The organism is Acinetobacter sp. 12966 (genome assembly GCF_031196995.1).
GTDB lineage: Bacteria > Pseudomonadota > Gammaproteobacteria > Pseudomonadales > Moraxellaceae > Acinetobacter > Acinetobacter geminorum.
Window position 1 is genome coordinate 43954 of sequence record NZ_JAVIMC010000051.1, and the last position, 18720, is coordinate 62673.

Annotated in this window: 15 protein-coding genes; 6 read left to right on the forward strand and 9 right to left on the reverse strand. The window is 37.9% G+C overall.

Annotated elements, in window-relative coordinates; genetic code table 11:
* Positions 1-7 precede the first annotated feature (7 nt).
* The 6 genes from RFW85_RS07125 to pilG all read right to left on the reverse strand — a co-directional run bounded on the left by RFW85_RS07125 (position 8) and on the right by pilG (position 8621).
* Positions 8-469 carry a hypothetical protein gene (locus RFW85_RS07125; RefSeq protein WP_199992958.1) on the reverse strand — a complete coding sequence of 154 codons (462 nt, stop codon included), beginning with the start codon at positions 467-469 and terminating at the stop codon, positions 8-10.
* A complete protein-coding gene (locus RFW85_RS07130; protein WP_309171308.1) occupies positions 469-4983 on the reverse strand; it encodes an Hpt domain-containing protein in 4515 nt (1504 codons plus the stop codon). Before RFW85_RS07130 ends, RFW85_RS07125 begins: the two co-directional genes overlap by 1 nt.
* A gap of 147 nt (positions 4984-5130) precedes the next feature.
* Positions 5131-7212, reverse strand: a complete 2082-nt coding sequence (locus RFW85_RS07135; protein ID WP_170248289.1) for a methyl-accepting chemotaxis protein — start codon at positions 7210-7212, stop codon at positions 5131-5133.
* Positions 7213-7258: 46 nt separating this feature from the next.
* Positions 7259-7795 carry a chemotaxis protein CheW gene (locus RFW85_RS07140; protein ID WP_046811935.1) on the reverse strand — a complete coding sequence of 179 codons (537 nt, stop codon included), beginning with the start codon at positions 7793-7795 and terminating at the stop codon, positions 7259-7261.
* A 56-nt stretch (positions 7796-7851) separates the two neighbouring features.
* Positions 7852-8214, reverse strand: a complete 363-nt coding sequence (locus RFW85_RS07145) for a PleD family two-component system response regulator (RefSeq protein WP_046811934.1) — start codon at positions 8212-8214, stop codon at positions 7852-7854.
* Between the two features lie 23 nt (positions 8215-8237).
* On the reverse strand, positions 8238-8621 hold the full coding sequence (gene pilG, locus RFW85_RS07150; RefSeq protein ID WP_000389061.1) for a twitching motility response regulator PilG: 384 nt from the start codon (positions 8619-8621) through the stop codon (positions 8238-8240).
* A 284-nt stretch (positions 8622-8905) separates the two neighbouring features.
* Between pilG and RFW85_RS07155 the strand changes: the two genes are divergently transcribed.
* The 4 genes from RFW85_RS07155 to RFW85_RS07170 all read left to right on the forward strand — a co-directional run bounded on the left by RFW85_RS07155 (position 8906) and on the right by RFW85_RS07170 (position 15610).
* Positions 8906-9544 (forward strand): hypothetical protein, encoded by a 639-nt coding sequence (locus RFW85_RS07155; RefSeq protein WP_216076525.1) that lies wholly within the window; start codon positions 8906-8908, stop codon positions 9542-9544.
* Between the two features lie 68 nt (positions 9545-9612).
* Positions 9613-10722, forward strand: coding sequence for an efflux RND transporter periplasmic adaptor subunit (locus RFW85_RS07160; protein WP_309171374.1), 1110 nt, complete (start codon positions 9613-9615; stop codon positions 10720-10722).
* Between the two features lie 15 nt (positions 10723-10737).
* A complete protein-coding gene (locus RFW85_RS07165) occupies positions 10738-13836 on the forward strand; it encodes an efflux RND transporter permease subunit (RefSeq protein ID WP_309171309.1) in 3099 nt (1032 codons plus the stop codon).
* A gap of 58 nt (positions 13837-13894) precedes the next feature.
* Positions 13895-15610, forward strand: coding sequence for a proline--tRNA ligase (locus tag RFW85_RS07170; protein WP_309171310.1), 1716 nt, complete (start codon positions 13895-13897; stop codon positions 15608-15610).
* A 53-nt stretch (positions 15611-15663) separates the two neighbouring features.
* Here the strand turns inward: RFW85_RS07170 and RFW85_RS07175 are convergent, their stop codons facing one another.
* The 3 genes from RFW85_RS07175 to RFW85_RS07185 all read right to left on the reverse strand — a co-directional run bounded on the left by RFW85_RS07175 (position 15664) and on the right by RFW85_RS07185 (position 17008).
* Entirely contained in the window at positions 15664-16005 is a 342-nt protein-coding gene (locus RFW85_RS07175; protein ID WP_016143125.1) for a YegP family protein, read from the reverse strand.
* Positions 16006-16216: 211 nt separating this feature from the next.
* Positions 16217-16561, reverse strand: a complete 345-nt coding sequence (locus RFW85_RS07180; RefSeq protein WP_309171311.1) for a zinc ribbon domain-containing protein YjdM — start codon at positions 16559-16561, stop codon at positions 16217-16219.
* A gap of 90 nt (positions 16562-16651) precedes the next feature.
* The gene (locus RFW85_RS07185) at positions 16652-17008 is read right to left on the reverse strand and encodes a DUF488 domain-containing protein (RefSeq protein ID WP_130119511.1); all 357 of its coding nucleotides are present in this window, start codon (positions 17006-17008) and stop codon (positions 16652-16654) included.
* A 174-nt stretch (positions 17009-17182) separates the two neighbouring features.
* On the opposite strand from RFW85_RS07185, the gene rutD reads away from it, so the two are divergent.
* Together rutD and RFW85_RS07195 are read left to right on the forward strand one after the other, a co-directional pair.
* Positions 17183-17989, forward strand: a complete 807-nt coding sequence (gene rutD / locus RFW85_RS07190; protein ID WP_309171312.1) for a pyrimidine utilization protein D — start codon at positions 17183-17185, stop codon at positions 17987-17989.
* Positions 17986-18573: a malonic semialdehyde reductase gene (locus RFW85_RS07195; protein ID WP_151823340.1), complete on the forward strand. Its 588-nt coding sequence runs from the start codon at positions 17986-17988 to the stop codon at positions 18571-18573. Before rutD ends, RFW85_RS07195 begins: the two co-directional genes overlap by 4 nt.
* Positions 18574-18720 lie beyond the last annotated feature (147 nt).

Consider the following 18720-nt stretch of genomic DNA (forward strand, 5'->3'; position numbering starts at 1 on the left):
TTTATAACTAAAGTGAGTTTTGGATATATTGTAAATTTGGAACGTGGAAACGTTGATTCTCCATACGCACATATTTAAATACACTAGGGTGCTGCAAAGAATCTTGTATATCATCATTCTCATCTACGACTTCAGAAATACGCAAACGAACTGAGACTGGCATCGATTTACATATGAGTGCAAACCGTTGACTAATATCTTCACTTTCAATTACTAATGCTACTGCTCGTAAATCAGTTTCATTATGAACCGAATAAACAGGGAGTTTTACATCATGCCATTCAATATACTTTATACCATTTTTAACATCCATAGCTGATAACACTATATTTTGTGGCAATAGCATTGGTACTTGCTGATCGCATTCAATAATATATGCATCAATAAAGCCTGTTGAAACAGTAATTAAATGCTGGAGTTCTTGCTGATCCATTTCATTAATTAAGGATGTACTTATATTACTTTTCATTATGCAAGTCCCCCTTCACATGTCATGAATAATGCATCAATATTGTGAAGTAAATCTTCTTCCTGGAAAGGTTTGCCCATGTATTGGTTAACGCCTAAAGTAAATGCTCGTTCACGGTGTTTTTCACCAGTTCTAGATGTAATCATAATCACTGGCATATTTTGATGGAGATCATGATGTCGAACCAGGTTGAGTACCTCAAAACCATCCATTCGTGGCATTTCGATATCAAGTAACATTAGATCGGGTTTAATATTTTCTAGCTGCTCAATCGCATCGATCCCATCTTTAGCTGTGACTACATCATAGCCCTGACGTTCGAGTAATCGAGACGTCACCTTACGTACTGTTACCGAGTCATCTACAATCATGATGAGACGTCGTTCATCAGACTCTCGTTGTCTATAAATAGTGTCATTAATCAGCTTATTTCGGCGACTAGCCTGAATTTGGCGAGCAATATTTTGTCCATCTAAAATTAGACAAACTTGACCATCACCTAGAATAGTTGCTCCTGCAATTGCACCAATACTAGAGAATTGTTGTCCAATTGGTTTGACCACAATTTGTGCACGTGAGCCAATAAGCTGATCAACTAATAACGCAACCGTTTGTCCATTATTTGCTTTAATCATTAATACAGGTAATGAATACATCATTCCACTTAAACGTGGAATTGGCTGATTGCCAACGAACTCAGATAAGTAGCGTAATGGATAGTGTTTGTTTTCAAATTCAAAGAATTCTTGTGTACTTCCAAAATACTGCTCTAATGATGTCGGTGAAACTCGTACAATTCGATCAATTTGAGCTAATGGGATTGCAAATTGCTGATCAGCAACTTTAACCATTAAAGCATCACTGACAGCTACTGTAGTTGGAACACGTATGGTAAAGACAGTTCCCTGCCCATATACAGAGTCGACACTCACGTGACCACCCAAGGCCTTAATATCACTTTGTACTACATCCAGTCCTACACCACGACCTGAAATCTGGGTGACTTGATCAGCTGTGCTTAAACCAGGGTGGAAAATTAACTGTAAAATATCGTGATGTTCTAATACTTGTTCAGCATTAATTAAACCAGACATTAAGGCCTTTTGACGGACCTTCTCAATATCAATCCCTCTTCCATCATCCTTAAATGTGACAACAACATCTGTACCTTGACGATGGATATTGAGTTCAATACGTCCAGTTTCCGGTTTTTGTGTTTGTTCACGTTGCACACGGTCTTCTAGACCATGGTCAATTGCATTTCTGAGCATATGCTCAAGCGGGGTCACTAATCGTTCTAAAATATTACGGTCTAACTCACCTTCAGTATTATTTACAAAAAGTTCTGCTGGTCTATTCAACGCTGTAGATGTCTGACGGACAATTCGCTGTAAACGCGGCAGTAATCGAGAGAAAGGTACTAATCGCGTTCGCATCAAACCTTCTTGAATTTCTGCTTGAATCCTCGACTGTTGTAAAAGTAAGCTTTCTGTATCTCTGATCTTGTCAGATAATGTATTTTTAAAGTCGACCAAATCCGATGCAGATTCAGCAAGAGATTTTGATAATTGATTTAAAGACGAATATCGGTCCATCTCTAACGGATCAAACTCCGTATAGCGAGAGTGCTCAATACCGTGTTTTGCAATAATTTGGGTTTCCAATTCACCTTCCATTCGACGCAACTGATCTGCAAGTCGCTGAATGGCCAATTCCATTTCCGCTAGCGTATGTCCAAATTGGCTTAAATCCATTTCAATTCGCGAACGGTTAATCGAATTTTCACCCGACAGATCAATCATTTTTTCAATTAAATCTGCCGAAACTCGGATCATCTCATTATTTTGATCGAGCCGTTGAGTTTGTTCCCATGCTCCCATCATTGGCGGTGGTTCTGTACCATCACCTTGTATAAAGGTCATCACAGGTTCTGAGCTAAACAAATCAGCTTTACTTAACTTAGCTGGAATTTGGATATTCGTTTCAAAGAATTGAATATTTTCTAAACTTTGTTGTAGTCCATCGAAATGCTGGTAGTTGTACTTGAAAATTGCGTCTTTTAGCCATGCAATTGAACTTTCGAGCAAATGGTCATAAATATTCGAGTTGAAGTGATGTAGTGCAAATTGTTCAAAAGTATTTTCCAGTTGATAGGCAATCGCATACACGGCTTCTAAACCAACCATTCGTGCACCACCCTTCAAGCTGTGCACGGCCCTTTGTAATTGAAGCAAGATACTACGATTCGTACGCTGATCAAACCATTGTTTCAATAGCATATCAGCCATTTCTAACAATTCAGCAGCTTCTTCGAGGAATGTCTGCTCAACAACAGCAGTAATGTCCTCTTCATCAACCAGAGCGTCATTCTCTTGCGACGATACAACTAATGCTATTGCTTCCACTGGCGCAGCCAATTCAGTAACAACTGCATCGAATACTTGATCGTGATGAGCTTCTAATTCTTCAATAACAGCTTCAATTTCTGCCGGTACTTCATCTATTAATACTTCAGATATCACCTCTTGTTCAGAGAATATCTCACGTTCAATATCAGATGCTTCAATCTCAGGTACAGATTGGAAGTTAGAGTTTTGACCTGCTCTTTTCAATGCGTTAATTGTGTAATAAGCTTCATAATCTAGCTGTTTTTCACGCATGATTTGTAAACGGTCAGCCAAGTCATCTTGAACCAGACGTATAAAATCAATGAGAGCTGATGAAGCAATTAGCTGCCTTTGAATTAAGCGCTCATAAATACTTTCCAATTCATGTGCAATTAAGCCAATATAAGTTGCTTGGATCATATTTGCTCCACCTTTTAAGGTGTGCAAATAACGCATCAAATTATTGAGAGCCGCAAAGTTCTCTTGATCATTAATCCAAATATTAAGATCTGTATCCATTCCTTCAAGCAACTCATCAGCTTCTTCGAGGAAAATGTCTAATAGATCTGGATCAAAGTTTCGATTTATCTGTGTAGAGGAAATATATTGACGATCTTGCTGTACACTTTGGCTTAATAGGGTCCAGTCAGCAGAGTCTGATAAATTCTCTACTCTAATAACTTCTGGAACTTCAGACTCTAGTTCAATATTGAATAGTGACTCATCAAAAGTAAAATTCTGCTGAGATAAATCGTTTTGAATACTCGGTGTATGTAGCGTATAAAGTTTTAATTCTTCTAGAATACTTTGATGTTGCTTAACAATACCGACTCGCTGGCCAGCAGCTAAAGCATCGAACAATTGAATAAGTTGTTGATGCGCTTTTTGATAAATTTCAAAAATATAGTCCGATTGCAATAACACAGGTTTATCAAGCAATACATTGTAGCTGTCTTTCAATTGGCTCGTATATTCATGCAAACCAAGCATTGCTTGAGAGTGGGTATGCTGTAGCAACAAATTAGCCTGTTCACTTAGACGTTCAAGATAACCAGGAAACTCGTTACGAATCCCTTTCTCAAAATCTAATTCTGCATCGAGTAGCTCAGAAACATCTAATAACAATAATTGCGATACTAAACCATGTGAAGGCGTTAATGGATCTGTTCGATCACCATGTTGCTCAACGTAAGCATCCCATGACTGATTAAACTGCGCTAATCTCGCTTCAAGCTGTTCACCTGAACTATTGCTAGATAGCAGTTCTAAGCTCTCTCTAATAAAATCACGATATTCTTGTAGTAATAAAATTTCATCTGAGTTAGAAGAGAGTTCTTCTTGCAATAAGATTTTAAATAAGTGCTCAACTTTAGTACTGGCTTCAAAAATTGTTTCGACCTGTGCCATTGCAGAACTGCCACGCAAAGTATGTAGCGCACGTATTAAAGCATTGTAGCTATCATACTGATGTAGTTCTTGATTTAAGAACTGATGAATTGTCGATAAATGCTCTTCTGCCTCCTCCATAAACAAGGCTAAAGTTTCATTTAGTTCAGTATGTACATCTTCAACAGTTGGCCCAGCCAATGAATCTTGCTCAATATAGTCTAGCTCAAGCCCAGTCATTGTTTCGGCAGTAAGCATATTTGAAAGCTGTAAAAGCTCTTCTAAAGCAGGTTCTAAACTTTGCTGTTGTTGTAATTGTTGTCCCAATAAAATAAGCGGTCTAAAATCTACTGCATGTGCTCTTTTTTGCTTAAAGTTATCTACTAATTTAAGGAAATAGAACTTAAACACTAACTGAACATAACTCTGGATAGCTGGAGTCAACTTAAGGCTTTGATTGATTACTCGATTGAGCGTATCTTCAACTGTCCAAGCAAGCTCAGCTGAAGATTTAGCGCCAATCATTCTCCCAGAACCTTTTAAGGTATGGAAATGACGGCGAATTTCAGTGAGCGTAGCAATATTCTCGGACTGCATCCATTCATTTAGTAATGGTTGCAAATCAACAAAAATTTCTTCAATTTCTTCGACGAAAATCTCAAGAAACTCAGCATCTTGTTCAGAATAGCTATCTTCAGGTAGCATCATTGCTTCAGTTAAAGTTTTTAATATTTCTTTCATAGCAAAGGCTTCTTTTGCTTACCCCCTGAGTGGGGAAAACTACTGAGTCAACACCAAAAAAATAACTATTTCCCCAATATTTGTTTGGCGCTGCTCATACTTTTAAAAGAATAGCTATTATAAGAATAGCTATTCTCATCCCCCAATTTAGTCAGGTAATTTAAAGTCCGTTACTGACTCACGCAATGATTCCGACATATTCGCCAATTCCGACACGGAACGAGCAGTATCGAAGGTTGCCGTTGTTGTTTGTGAAGTAATTTCTTGTACGACTGTCATGGTTGCAGCAATATGACTTGCAGATGCTGATTGAAGTTTTGCAGCATCGGAAATGCTCGCAATTAAGTTTGCCAAGTCACCCGATACTTTTTGAATTTCATCGAGTGCAATACCCGCATCTTTCGCCAAGTTAGCACCACGTACAACCTCAGTTGTCGTTTGCTCCATCGAGATAACGGCTTCGTTGGTATCCGTTTGAATCGTCTTAACAAGCGTTTCAATCTGCTTAGTCGCTGAAGCAGAACGTTCTGCAAGACGTTGGACTTCATCGGCAACCACGGCGAAACCACGCCCCGCTTCACCGGCCATAGATGCTTGGATTGCTGCATTTAATGCAAGAATGTTTGTTTGGTCTGCAATATCGTTAATAAGTGATACGATATTACCAATTTCTTGTGAAGATTCACCCAAACGTTTAATACGCTTAGATGTTTCCTGAATCTGTTCACGAATCGTATCCATACCCTCAATAGAACGGTTTACGACTTGTGCACCATTAGATGCAATATATACCGAACGTTGTGCTACGTTAGCGGATTCAGATGCATTAGATGATACTTGGTCAATAGACAATGCCATTTCGTTCATTGCTGTTGATGCACCTGCAATTTCTTGTGCTTGGTGTTCAGATGCCTCTGCCAACTGGTTAGTAATATTCTGAGTATTATGTGTATAACGAGCAACTTCTTGTGAAGTTTCATGAATTCGAGATACGAGGTCTCGTAATTGGTCAATCGCAAAGTTAATCGAGTCGGCAATCGCACCAGTAAAGTCTTCAGATACCGTTGCATATGAGCGCAAGTCACCATCTGCAAGATCGGCAATTTCGTCAAGTAAACGTAAAATTGCATTCTGGTTACGATCATACTCTTCTTGTAATGTAGCTACACGTTGTTTATCTGCTTTACTACGAAGGGATAAAAGTTTTAAGACAGAACCAATCAAACCAAGCAGTGATAATGTGAGTAATGCAACTAATGCAAAAGCCTTCCAACCATATTGTGTTTGCTCTGAAAGATCACCTAATGCAGTTAACATTGCATCAGACTGTGAGAAGATCTCACTAGACGATTGACGTACGTTTACAATCTGGTTTGTATTTTTAAGTACTGATGTCGCCGCAGATTTTAAAACTTTATCATACTCACTTTTAATACCTTCCAAGGATTCACGAATTTCAGGAGAATCAACTTTAGCTACGCCTAATTCAGCATTTCCGTTTAGCTGCGCCTCTAAGTACACGCCGAAAGTCTCGATATCGATACTAAAGTCATGTGCTGAGTTCTCAGAGTTCTCTGTACCAACGAAAACGGAGTTAATAGATCGTAAAATACGTTCCGCAATAAATACCTGGTTTTTAGCAATCACAACCTGATTACTTGATACTTTTTCGCGAACCATCTTATCAACCATCAAGTTATATTCAGCTTGAATCTCAGGAATAGAATCACTAATCGAGATATTCATATTATATAATTGGTTAATTACGCTCTGTTGTGATGAGATCAAGTCAACGTCATAAGACAAAGATTTCCACAGACTGGCTACTTTTTTGTATTCTTTTGAAGATGTGCCATAAATGTTTTCGACATTTTTAATATTTTTGGCAAAAAGTTGGCGTGATTCAATTAACGCTTTCATCGCTTCAGGCGATCCAGAAGCCGTTGCTTCCGTAGCCTGTCTAGAAATTGTTTGTGATAGTAAGCGCAACTCACCCATACTACGTGTCAATTGGTTATGACGAGGTACACTATAAAATAAATAAGTGAGCGAAGTTGAAGCTAATACTAAACATACAGAAGCTACATAAAGGATAGGCTTGGACTTTTTACTTTCCCCAAATAAACTGGCATATTGCTCAATTTCTGACTGGATTTTCGCAATAAAGTTGACATTCGATTTTTCGTTTACACTACGATTGCCACTTTTCTTTTTAAGTTTAAAGCCCATACAGCTTCTCCCCAGAAAAATATACTGTTTATTAACAGCATAAAAATTAGTTTATAAATTTTGTCGATGCATTCATATAATGTGGGTTTTGCAATAATCGACTAAATAAAAAGACATGCCAGTGCTGATTGTGCTGGTGAAAATACCCTTGGCAATATTCTTTTAGATTTTCCTCCAAGTTTAAACTTTGAGAAAAAAAGCTTTTTTTATTAAAGTGTTGAATCCCCAAGACTTGATCAACAACCAACCCCACATACTGGTCATGATGGCTAATACATAATACTTTTTGGGCAGACGAAAATGAACTTCGTTGCCCTGAAATAAAATGCGCCAAATCAGAAACTGAAAGTAATCTTCCCCTGATATTTGCCAATCCCTTTACCCAACTTTGGGTATTTGGAACAGATGTATATTTTGGTGGATAGATAACTTCTGAGATTTCCCCAAGTGGTGCGACGAAGTATTGCCCTCTCATTTCAAAAGCAATTCCTGACCACCGTTCTGCTTCATTTTGGACTGAAGCGTAATTCTTGTTACCTCGTTTAGACAAACGAAGTAACTCGATAAATCCGTTCGCGGCCATACTCGATCCTATAAGACGGGCGTACCCCGCCATTTATGCTTTTATGGTTGGATGAGTTAATTTAGATATTGTTTAATTACATCGATCAATTGCTTTTCTTCGATTGGCTTAATCAAGTAGTCAAGTGCACCTTGACGCTTGCCCCATACTCGGTCGGTTGCTTGATCTTTAGTACTCACAATTACAACAGGAATATGTTTAGTGTCTTCATCACGAGTAATCTGGCGTGTTGCCTGAAAACCATTTACACCTGGCATGACTACATCCATCAATACAAGATCTGGTTGCTCTGCTTTTGCCAAAGTTACACCATCTGCACCATTAGATGCTTCAAGTACGTCATAACCATGCTTGGTTAAAATTTCTTTAAAACGAAAAGTTTCTGTTGGTGAATCATCTACAATAAGAATACGTGCCATTTCTTTGCCCTTAAATTACTTAATTATGAACTTACATGATTACGAATCGCATTTAGCAATTCATCTTTGCTAAAAGGTTTCGTCAAGTATTCATCTGAACCTACCACACGCCCTTTTGCCTGATCAAACAGACCATCTTTACTAGAGAGCATAATAACGGGAATGTTCTGATAATTTTGAGAGTTCTTAATCAGCGCACAGGTTTGATAACCGTCTAAACGAGGCATCATGATGTCGACAAAAACAATATCTGGATTTGCTTCTGCAATTTTGGACAAAGCTTCAAATCCATCCACAGCAGTAATGACTTCACAGCCTTCACGCTGTAATAAGGTTTCTGCTGTACGGCGAATGGTTTTTGAGTCATCAATCACCATTACTTTCAGATTTTGGAACGCATCTTCCATTTAATCTTCCATCCCCATAAAAATAAAATATAAATGCAATTTAACTTAAATTTGTTTTTACACATTTATACGCATTTTTAACATATCTCACCTTCTATTTTCAATGAGGCATTTTTGTCTACTTTCTCATTTATAAACAATAACTTTTAACCTCATCACACTTTAATTAAAATTATCATTTTTTTTATAATGACTATATTTTTATTCAGCTAAATAATAATTAATATAATGAAGATTAAATATTTAAAAATAAGCGACTTAGCTATCTTTTTTGGGGATTTTCAATGAATGACAGAATGAAATATGCCTTTTACAGGAACTGTTTGTCTGTATCTATAGGCATTATTTCCTTCGGATCACTTTTTTTCTTATCCTCTAGTATTGCTATTGCCGATACGCCTAAAGCGGTTTGGTATCGTTATTATGATCAACATGGTATTGCCAATATTAGTACATCGGTTACACCAGCCCATATTCGTTATGGTTATGAAGCTCTAGATCGCAATATGCAAGTAATAAAAAGAAACCATTCGTATAATGCTGAAGCTGATTTAAATCAATCAACTCAACGCGCATTATTAGCACGACATAAAGAACAAGATATCAAATTAAAAAAAGCTTATAGCAATAGTAAGACAGCTTCAATTAAAAGAGATCAGGCATTAGTGTCTATAAAAAAGCAAATTAATTATCAACAGGAACAACTTAACCAATTACAACAAGACAAAATTTTATTTAAGCGTCAGGAAATGGAGTATTTCAGAAAAGGAAAACCGATTCCTAAGCGTCATAAAGCATTGATTGAAAACAATCTAAATAATATTAATCGGGTTAAACAAACCATTGAAACACTTTCCAAGATCTATAGTCGAACTAATAATGAGTATGAAAATATTATCGAACGTTTAAAAAAGCTTGAATAACGGCAAAGGTTTATCAAGAATAGGGGCAAAATAAAATTTGAATTATAGGATGATGCTGTATGCACACAATGCATCTCACCCCTTCTACTTTTTTTAAACTGAGTATTATTAGTTTATGTTTAATTTTAACTGCATGTAATCAGCAAGAAACAACCAAAACTACTGAATCAGCTCCTGTAAAAATTGAGCTTATTCCTCAAGACCTTATTGCAGTTAAAGAAGGAGCACTTGACTCCAAAACTGCATTTACAGGAACAATTCGTGCGGTTCAGCAAAGTTCCATTCAGGCACAAGTGAATGCAACAGCGACGAATGTCACTGCCAATGTTGGTCAACAGGTACAAAAAGGTCAAGTGCTGGTGAGATTGAATAATCAGGACAATGTTGCACGTTTAGCACAAGCACGCGCCAACCTTGCATCAGCTCAATCACAAGCTGAACTTGCACGTAATTTGATGAACCGGAAACAAAGATTATTTAATCAAGGTTTTATTGCTCGTGTCGAGTTTGAACAAAGTCAGGTTGACTACAAAGGCCAGCTTGAAAGCGTAAAAGCACAACAAGCAAATGTCGACATTGCTAAAAAAGCTGATCAGGACGGAATTATTATCAGTCCAATTTCAGGTGTGATTACTAAACGACAAGTAGAACCAGGTCAAACTGTTTCAGTTGGACAAACACTATTTGAAATCGTAAATCCAGATCAGCTTGAAATACAGGCCAAGTTACCAATTGAACAGCAATCTGCGCTTAAAGTAGGTAGCAATATTCAATATCAGATTCAGGGCAATTCTAAACAATTAAATGCAACGCTTACTCGCATTTCACCTGTCGCCGATCAAGACAGTCGACAAATTGAGTTTTTTGCTGCTCCTAAAGAAAAAATTGATTCGTTAAGCATAGGAGCGTTTATTAATGGAAATATTTTGCGCAATGACACTCATCAAGGCCAAACGATTCCTTTAGACAGCATTCAAAATATGCAACATGACCCGTTTGTATGGGTGATACGCAATCACACCATTCAAAAAGTTAAAATTCGGGTGGTTGAACAGCGTTATAACGACAATATTGCTTTAGTCGAAGGTTTACAAAGCACAGATCTGGTCAGCCGTATTCAATTTGAAGATTCCGACATTAATAAAAAAGTGACGGTTACAACCGACAAAAATAAATAAGGTAGCAAATAGCGTATGTGGTTTACTCGAATCAGTGTGAAATACCCCGTTTTTACCATTATGATGATGCTCAGCTTAATGGTACTCGGGTTGGCGTCTTGGAAACGTATGACTGTCGAAGAGTTTCCAAATATAGATTTCCCATTCGTAGTAGTCACCACACAATATGCGGGTGCGTCGCCTGAGGCTGTTGAGTCAGATATAACAAAAAAACTTGAAGATCAAATCAATACTATTTCGGGCATTAAACAGATTACTTCACGCTCAAGTGAAGGCCTTTCAATGGTGATTGCCGAGTTTAATCTTGATACTTCTTCGGCGATTGCTGCTCAGGATGTTCGTGACAAAATTGCACCCGTCACAGCGCAGTTCCGTGACGAAATTGATACTCCGATTGTGCAACGCTATGACCCCTCGTCTAGCCCAATCATGTCAGTCGTATTTGAATCAAACAGCATGAGTTTGGCTCAATTAAGCTCCTATGTAGACAAAAAAATTGTACCTCAGCTTAAAACTGTTTCTGGTGTAGGTAATGTCAATTTACTAGGTGATGCTAAACGTCAAATTCGGATTAAGGTTCATCCTGAACAATTACAAAGCTACGGTATTGGTATTGATCAGGTCATTAACACGCTAAAAAATGAAAACATAGAAGTACCTGCAGGAACCTTACAACAAAAGAATTCTGAACTGGTTGTACAGATTCAATCAAAAGTCATCCATCCTCTTGGATTTGGTGATTTAGTTATTGCTAATAAAAATGGTTCCCCTATTTTTTTAAAGCAAGTGGCAACTGTTGAAGATACTCAAGCCGAACTACAATCGAGTGCTTTTTATAATGGAAGAACTGCGGTCTCTGTCGATATCTTAAAAAGTTCCGATGCCAATGTAATTAAAGTCGTCGATCAGACTTATCAAACGTTAGAAAAATTAAAAGATCAAATGCCTGCGGGTTTAGATTACAAAGTCGTAGCTGATAGCTCTAAAGGTATTCGCGCTTCAATCAAAGATGTTGTTCGAACCATTATTGAAGGTGCTGCTTTAGCAGTTCTCATTGTTTTACTCTTTCTAGGCTCTTTCCGCTCTACAGTTATTACCGGTCTAACCTTACCGATTACTTTGCTCGGAACCTTAACTTTTATCTGGGCTTTTGGGTTTAGCATTAACATGATGACGCTGTTAGCACTATCGCTCAGTATTGGTTTACTCATTGATGATGCAATTGTAGTTCGGGAAAATATCGTCAGACATACTGAACTTGGCAAAGACCATGTGACTGCTGCTCTTGAAGGGACAAAAGAAATTGGTTTAGCCGTACTCGCAACTACACTTACCATTGTGGCAGTATTTCTACCTGTTGCCTTTATGGGTGGTCTGATTGGACGTTTCTTTTATCAGTTCGGTGTAACAGTCAGTACAGCTGTTCTAATTTCAATGTTTATTAGTTTTACGCTCGATCCAATGCTTTCTGCTCATTGGAAAGATCCTGTAAAGAAAAAAGATAATTGGCTACAACGGTTTTTTAACCATATTTCTAAAATACTAGATCGGCTTACCCATGTTTATGAAAAGCTATTAAAACTTGCTCTACGCTTCCGTTTAATCACGGTTATTGTTGCAATCGCTTCATTATTTGCTGCATTAGGACTATCGAAACTGATTGGGACCGAATTTGTACCTACACCAGATAAGGGTGAAGTGCGCATTCAGTTCGAGACTCCTGTAGATTCTTCTTTAGAATATACCCAAGCAAAATTACATCAGGTCGATCAAATTATTAGACAATTCCCTGATGTCGTTTCTACTTATGGTGTAGTGAACAGTGAAGTAGACTCTGGTAAAAACCATGCCGGTTTAGGAGTGACCTTAAAGCCAAAACAAGAACGTAGCTCAGATCTAAATACACTCAATAATGAGTTCCGTGATCGTTTGCAAACTGTAGCCGGTATTCGAGTGACTTCTGTTGCCGCAGCACAAGACTCTGTATCTGGCGGTCAGAAACCAATCATGATTTCGATTAAAGGATCTGACCTAAATGAACTACAAAAAATTTCAGATCGCTTTATTGCAGAAATGGAAAAAATTAAAGGCGTAGTTGATTTAGAAAGTTCATTGAAAGAACCTAAACCTACTTTGGGTGTTCATATTAATCGCGTACTGGCAAGTGATTTGGGCTTATCTGTTTCCCAAATTGCGAATGCCATTCGACCATTAATTGCGGGCGATAATGTCACCACTTGGGAAGACCGTGATGGTGAAACTTATGATGTGAATTTACGTTTAAATGAAAATAAACGTATGCTTCCGCAAGATGTGCAAAATTTATATATCAACTCTAATAAAACCAATGCAGCTGGACAAAATATATTAGTTCCATTGAGTGCCGTCGCAACGACCGAAGAAAAGCTTGGGGCTTCGCAAATTAACCGACGTGATCTTGAACGTGAGGTTCTTATTGAGGCAAATACCTCAGGTCGCCCTAGTGGCGATATTGGTCAAGATATCGATAAAATGCAAAAGTCATTTAAGTTACCTGCAGGTTATACATTCGATACGCAAGGGGCAAACGCCGATATGGCTGAATCTGCGGGATACGCATTAACAGCCATTACCCTATCGATTGTATTTATTTATATCGTGCTAGGTTCTCAGTTCAATAGCTTTATTCATCCCGCAGCAATTATGGCCTCTTTACCCTTATCATTGATTGGTGTTTTTCTTGCCCTATTCTTGTTCCAAAGCACCCTAAATCTGTTTTCGATTATTGGTATTATTATGCTGATGGGACTTGTCACTAAAAATGCGATTTTGCTGATCGATTTTATTAAAAAAGCGATGGATCAGGGTGTCAGCCGTTATGATGCTATTTTACAAGCTGGTAAAACCCGTTTACGTCCAATTTTGATGACAACAAGCGCTATGGTGATGGGGATGGTTCCCTTAGCTTTAGGTCTCGGCGAAGGTGGTGAACAAAGCGCACCAATGGCTCATGCGGTTATTGGTGGAGTGATTACCTCTACCCTATTAACTCTTGTGGTTGTACCCGTCATTTTCACTTATCTGGATGACTTGAAAAACTTTATGCTGCGTCAAACTCGACGATTCATGTCATAATGCAGCGATTATCGTATAATCTGCGTTTTTATAACGCTTAACTTTTAGGACTTTTTCCATGCGCGCAAGCCGCTTTTTATTTGCAACGTTGAGAGAAACCCCAAATGATGCTGAAGTGATTTCACACCAGCTCATGTTACGTGCGGGGATGATTCGTAAATTGGCATCTGGTTTATATACATGGCTGCCGATGGGAACACGTGTGCTTAAAAAAGTAGATGCGATTGTTCGTGAAGAAATGAACCGTTCAGGCGCGATGGAAGTATTCATGCCCGTGACTCAACCCGCAAGTCTTTGGGAAGAATCAGGTCGATATGAACAATATGGTCCTGAGTTATTACGCTTTAAAGATCGTCATACGAACCCATTCGTACTTGGGCCAACGCATGAAGAAGTTATTACAGATATGGCGCGTAACGAATTAAAAAGTTATAAGCAGCTCCCTGTAAACTTCTATCAAATTCAAACCAAATTCCGTGATGAAATTCGACCACGTTTTGGTGTAATGCGTTCACGTGAGTTCATCATGAAAGATGCTTATTCTTTCCATGCAACTCAAGAGTCATTACAAGAAACTTATGATGTGATGTACGACACTTATAGTCGTATTTTCACTCGTTTAGGTTTAGATTTCCGCCCAGTACAAGCAGATACAGGTTCTATTGGTGGTTCAGCTTCACACGAATTCCACGTATTGGCTGCAAGTGGTGAAGATGACATCGCGTTTTCAACTGAATCTGATTATGCGGCAAACGTTGAAATGGCTGAGGCTGTTTTAGTGGGTGAACGTGCAGCACCGACACAAGAATTTAAATTGGTTGAAACACCAAACCAAAAAACGATTGATGATGTTTGCCAATTCTTAAAGGCTGATCCAAAGCAATCTGTTAAAGCTTTATTGGTTCAAGGCGTTGCTGATGAAAAAGGTAATGTTCCTGTCGTTGCTCTATTTGTACGTGGCGACCACGAACTTAATGAGATTAAAGCTGAGAAGCATCCTTTAGTTGCTGCGCCTCTTACTTTTGCAACTGAAGAACAACTTCAAGCATTTGGTTTAACTGCTGGCTTTACAGGTCCACAAGGTTTAGTCGAAAAAGGCTTAACTGTAATTGTTGATCGTGCTGCATCTGTTCTTTCTGACTTCATTGCTGGTGCAAATGAAGCGGATAAACATGCGGTTGGCGTAAACTGGGAACGTGATGCACAAATTAGCGAAGTTTTTGACCTACGTAATGTGGTTGAAGGCGATCCATCTCCAGATGGCAAAGGCACACTACAAATTAAACGCGGTATTGAAGTAGGTCATATTTTCCAGCTTGGTACTAAATACTCTGAAGCTTTGGGCTGTAAAGTTCTAGGTGAAGATGGCAAACCATTTACAGTAACCATGGGATGCTACGGTATTGGTGTAACACGTGTTGTTGCAGCTGCAATTGAACAAAACTACGATGACAAAGGTATTATCTGGCCTCAAGCCATTGCACCTTTTGAAATTGCAATTGTTCCAATGAATGCGCACAAATCACCACGTACTCTTGAAGCAGCAGAGTCTCTTTATGCAGAACTTCAAGCTCAAGGTTTTGATGTGTTACTTGATGATCGTAACGAACGTCCAGGTGTTAAATTCTCTGACCTTGAATTGATGGGTATTCCACACCGTATTGTAATTGGTGAAAAAGGTTTGGATGCTGGTACTTTTGAATACAAAGGCCGCCGCGATGCTGAAGCGAGTAATTTAACTAAAGAAGAGCTTTTAGCTAAATTAGTGCGTTAATAAATACATAAATAAAAAAGCAGCTTTTAGAAGCTGCTTTTTTATTTCAATTTTTATGCTTGAACAGTTAAATCCTTGATAGTCGTAGATGAACCATTATTTTTAACCGACTCAATTCCTTTATCACGTGAAGCTTCGCTCGCATAGAACTGGCTCGTGCCAATAATCTGATGATTTGCAGCTTTTAAATTGAAATAAGGTTTCCCATTCTTTGCAGTTAAACGCTCATATCGGGCATCATCACCACTGTTTTTCTGAATTGACTCAATACCATTTACAGCAGAAGCTTTTGCCTTATATAGCTCACTATTTAAAATAGGTTCACCATTTCCTGCCTTTAAGATAAAGCGGTATTGTCCATCACTCGCTTGTGAAATTTCGTACCATCCTGCCATAAAAACCTCATTTTTTTGTTGGTGTGGGTATGACTTTCGTTATTATTCTGGACGAAAGTTATTTGTTATTAATGACAATATAAAGGCGCAAACATTCCTTGAATAGTCCATTTTTTATACTTTTTCGTAATAAAATTATAATGATGTTAGGAATTTAAAAAGCAGAGATATAAACGTATATCTCTGCTGAAATGTAATAATAATTAACAGTTTAAGCTTTTTTTACAAATTCAGATTTTAATTTCATCTGACCAATACCATCAATTTTACAATCAATATTGTGACCATCACTTGCATCTGGCACTAGACGAATCGTTTTTACCTTTGTACCTACTTTAACGACTGAAGAAGAACCTTTAATTTTTAAGTCTTTGATTACAGTGACGCTATCACCATCTGCCAAGATATTTCCATTTGCATCTTTAATAATTTCTTGTTCTTCAGTTGCTGATGCTTCTCCTTCTTTCCACTCATGTGAACATTCAGGACAAATCAATAAGTCGCCATCTTGGTAGGTATATTCTGATTGGCATTGTGGGCAGTTTGGCAAAGACATGAAAAAAATCTCAAAAAGTATATTATGCGAGAAATGATTCATTTTTTAAAGTTTTAAATAATAGACTTTTACCAAAAAAAAATTTATATATTATTTTAAGTTTTTACTTAATAAATATTCCTTCAAAATAATTGCGTGATTGTTTTCAACATCTTTGGCTGAATATAAAAGTGTGATCGTATTCTTCAATGCGATTTGTTGTAGCTCTTGAACTGCGGAATTGGTCTCAAGCTCTTTTAAATAGCGCTGTTTAAACTCGTGCCAATGATCTGGTGTTGCAGCATGAAACCATTTTCTAAGCTCGGTCGATGGTGCTATTTCTTTTAGCCACAAATCTAAGTGGGCATTCTCCTTACTAATTCCCCTACTCCATAAACGGTCAACCAATATTCGCTTTCCATCACTAGGCTCAGCATTTTCATAAATTCTTTTAATATGTATATCCATTTCTGACACCTACTCAGCTCAATCTAAATATCATTGGCTTAATCATCACATTGATTTGCCTTCCTCTACAATCTAAATCTTTTGCGCTAGATATTGTCTCAATTTGCCATTACTGATTAATTCAGGCATATAAATTGCTTTTGAATTTTTCATTATTTTATCAAATGGTAAAAAATGAAATATTATATTTATCCGTGTTCAGCTCAAAAAGATGCCCCTTATTTGATTTTCTCATCTGGATTAGGTGGTCATGCTAGTTTTTGGAGCCCACAACTTGAATCGTTGAGTACGCATTTCAACATCGTGACTTATGACCAAGAAGGCTGTCACCAAGACAGTGCTTTATTACCTGCACACTACCATATGTGTGACATGGCAAATCAAGTACTACACTTATTAGAACATCTTCAAATTCATGAATTCCATATGATCGGGCATGCTTCAGGCGGCATCATCGGAATGGAGCTAGCAAAACAACTACAATCCAGCTCAATTACCATGCTCAGCCTGACACTGATTAATGCGTGGGATGAGCTAGATGCGCATACACAAAAATGTTTTGATGCCCGTATCGCATTATTAGCGTCAGCAGGTGCTGAAGCCTATGTGCGTGCACAGGCATTATTTTTGTATCCTCCAGCATGGATTTCTCAGAATCATAGCCACATTAAAAATACCGAAGATATTCAACTCCAAAACTTTCCACCTAAGACAAATGTATTTGCACGACTCAAAGCATTGATGCGTTTTCAATTACAAGCAGAGCACTTACAAGCATTGCAAGACACCGCAATTCATATCGTTGCCAATCAAGATGATTTTTTAGTTCCAGTACATAAATCACAGGATCTTTTTACCAAACTCGCTCATGGTCACCTCTGCATTTTACCCTCTGGTGCCCATGCTTCCACAGTGACCGAATCTCAACGACTAAATCAAACTTTCATTCAATTTTTCCATAGCATTAAGGCCTTATCATGAATGCAAAAACATTAAATATTTTAGATCAACTCTTTTTAGAAGCTAGAACCCACAGCACGTGGTTAGATAAAGCGGTCAGCACTGAGCAAATTCAACAAATTTATGATCTGGTCAAAATGGCGCCTACTTCTGCCAACTGTAGTCCTGCTCGTTTTGTCTTTTTAACAACACCTGAAGCTAAACAAAAACTCAAGCCAGCATTGTCGTCTGGCAATGTAGAAAAGACGATGACAGCTCCTGTCACTGTTTTGGTTGCAACCGATGCAAGATTTTATGACAAACTGCCAGAACTATTTCCTTATGCCGATGCAAAGTCATGGTTTACATCAAGTGAAGCCGTAGCACATGAAACTGCTTTTCGTAATAGTTCATTACAAGCTGCATATTTAATTATGGCATGTCGTAGTTTAGGTTTAGATACGGGTCCAATGTCTGGTTTTGATGCAAAACAAGTTGATGAGCTATTTTTTGCAGGCACAAATCATCATATTAATATCATCATTAACATCGGCTATGGCGACCCTCAAAAAGTTTATACTCGCCTTCCCCGTTTAAATTTTGAAGAGGCTTGTCGGGTAGAATGAGTTAAGTACATAACCCCCTCTTCAATCTCAAAAGAGAAATACCTTAGTTCTACACGGCGACTTCAATGTCGCCTTTTTTTTATTCTGCTGTTTTAAAACATTGGATGTTATACACACTCCAAAAGCAAAATTGATCAAATGATGCAC

Bases quoted from the DNA above. Each gene is read 5' to 3' on its own strand.
- RFW85_RS07125 (WP_199992958.1), bottom strand. From the start codon at position 469: ATGAAAAGTAATATAAGTACATCCTTAATTAATGAAATGGATCAGCAA.
- RFW85_RS07130 (WP_309171308.1), bottom strand. From the start codon at position 4,983: ATGAAAGAAATATTAAAAACTTTAACTGAAGCAATGATGCTACCTGAA.
- RFW85_RS07135 (WP_170248289.1), bottom strand. From the start codon at position 7,212: ATGGGCTTTAAACTTAAAAAGAAAAGTGGCAATCGTAGTGTAAACGAA.
- RFW85_RS07140 (WP_046811935.1), bottom strand. From the start codon at position 7,795: ATGGCCGCGAACGGATTTATCGAGTTACTTCGTTTGTCTAAACGAGGT.
- RFW85_RS07145 (WP_046811934.1), bottom strand. From the start codon at position 8,214: ATGGCACGTATTCTTATTGTAGATGATTCACCAACAGAAACTTTTCGT.
- pilG (WP_000389061.1), bottom strand. From the start codon at position 8,621: ATGGAAGATGCGTTCCAAAATCTGAAAGTAATGGTGATTGATGACTCA.
- RFW85_RS07155 (WP_216076525.1), top strand. From the start codon at position 8,906: ATGAATGACAGAATGAAATATGCCTTTTACAGGAACTGTTTGTCTGTA.
- RFW85_RS07160 (WP_309171374.1), top strand. From the start codon at position 9,613: ATGCATCTCACCCCTTCTACTTTTTTTAAACTGAGTATTATTAGTTTA.
- RFW85_RS07165 (WP_309171309.1), top strand. From the start codon at position 10,738: ATGTGGTTTACTCGAATCAGTGTGAAATACCCCGTTTTTACCATTATG.
- RFW85_RS07170 (WP_309171310.1), top strand. From the start codon at position 13,895: ATGCGCGCAAGCCGCTTTTTATTTGCAACGTTGAGAGAAACCCCAAAT.
- RFW85_RS07175 (WP_016143125.1), bottom strand. From the start codon at position 16,005: ATGGCAGGATGGTACGAAATTTCACAAGCGAGTGATGGACAATACCGC.
- RFW85_RS07180 (WP_309171311.1), bottom strand. From the start codon at position 16,561: ATGTCTTTGCCAAACTGCCCACAATGCCAATCAGAATATACCTACCAA.
- RFW85_RS07185 (WP_130119511.1), bottom strand. From the start codon at position 17,008: ATGGATATACATATTAAAAGAATTTATGAAAATGCTGAGCCTAGTGAT.
- rutD (WP_309171312.1), top strand. From the start codon at position 17,183: ATGAAATATTATATTTATCCGTGTTCAGCTCAAAAAGATGCCCCTTAT.
- RFW85_RS07195 (WP_151823340.1), top strand. From the start codon at position 17,986: ATGAATGCAAAAACATTAAATATTTTAGATCAACTCTTTTTAGAAGCT.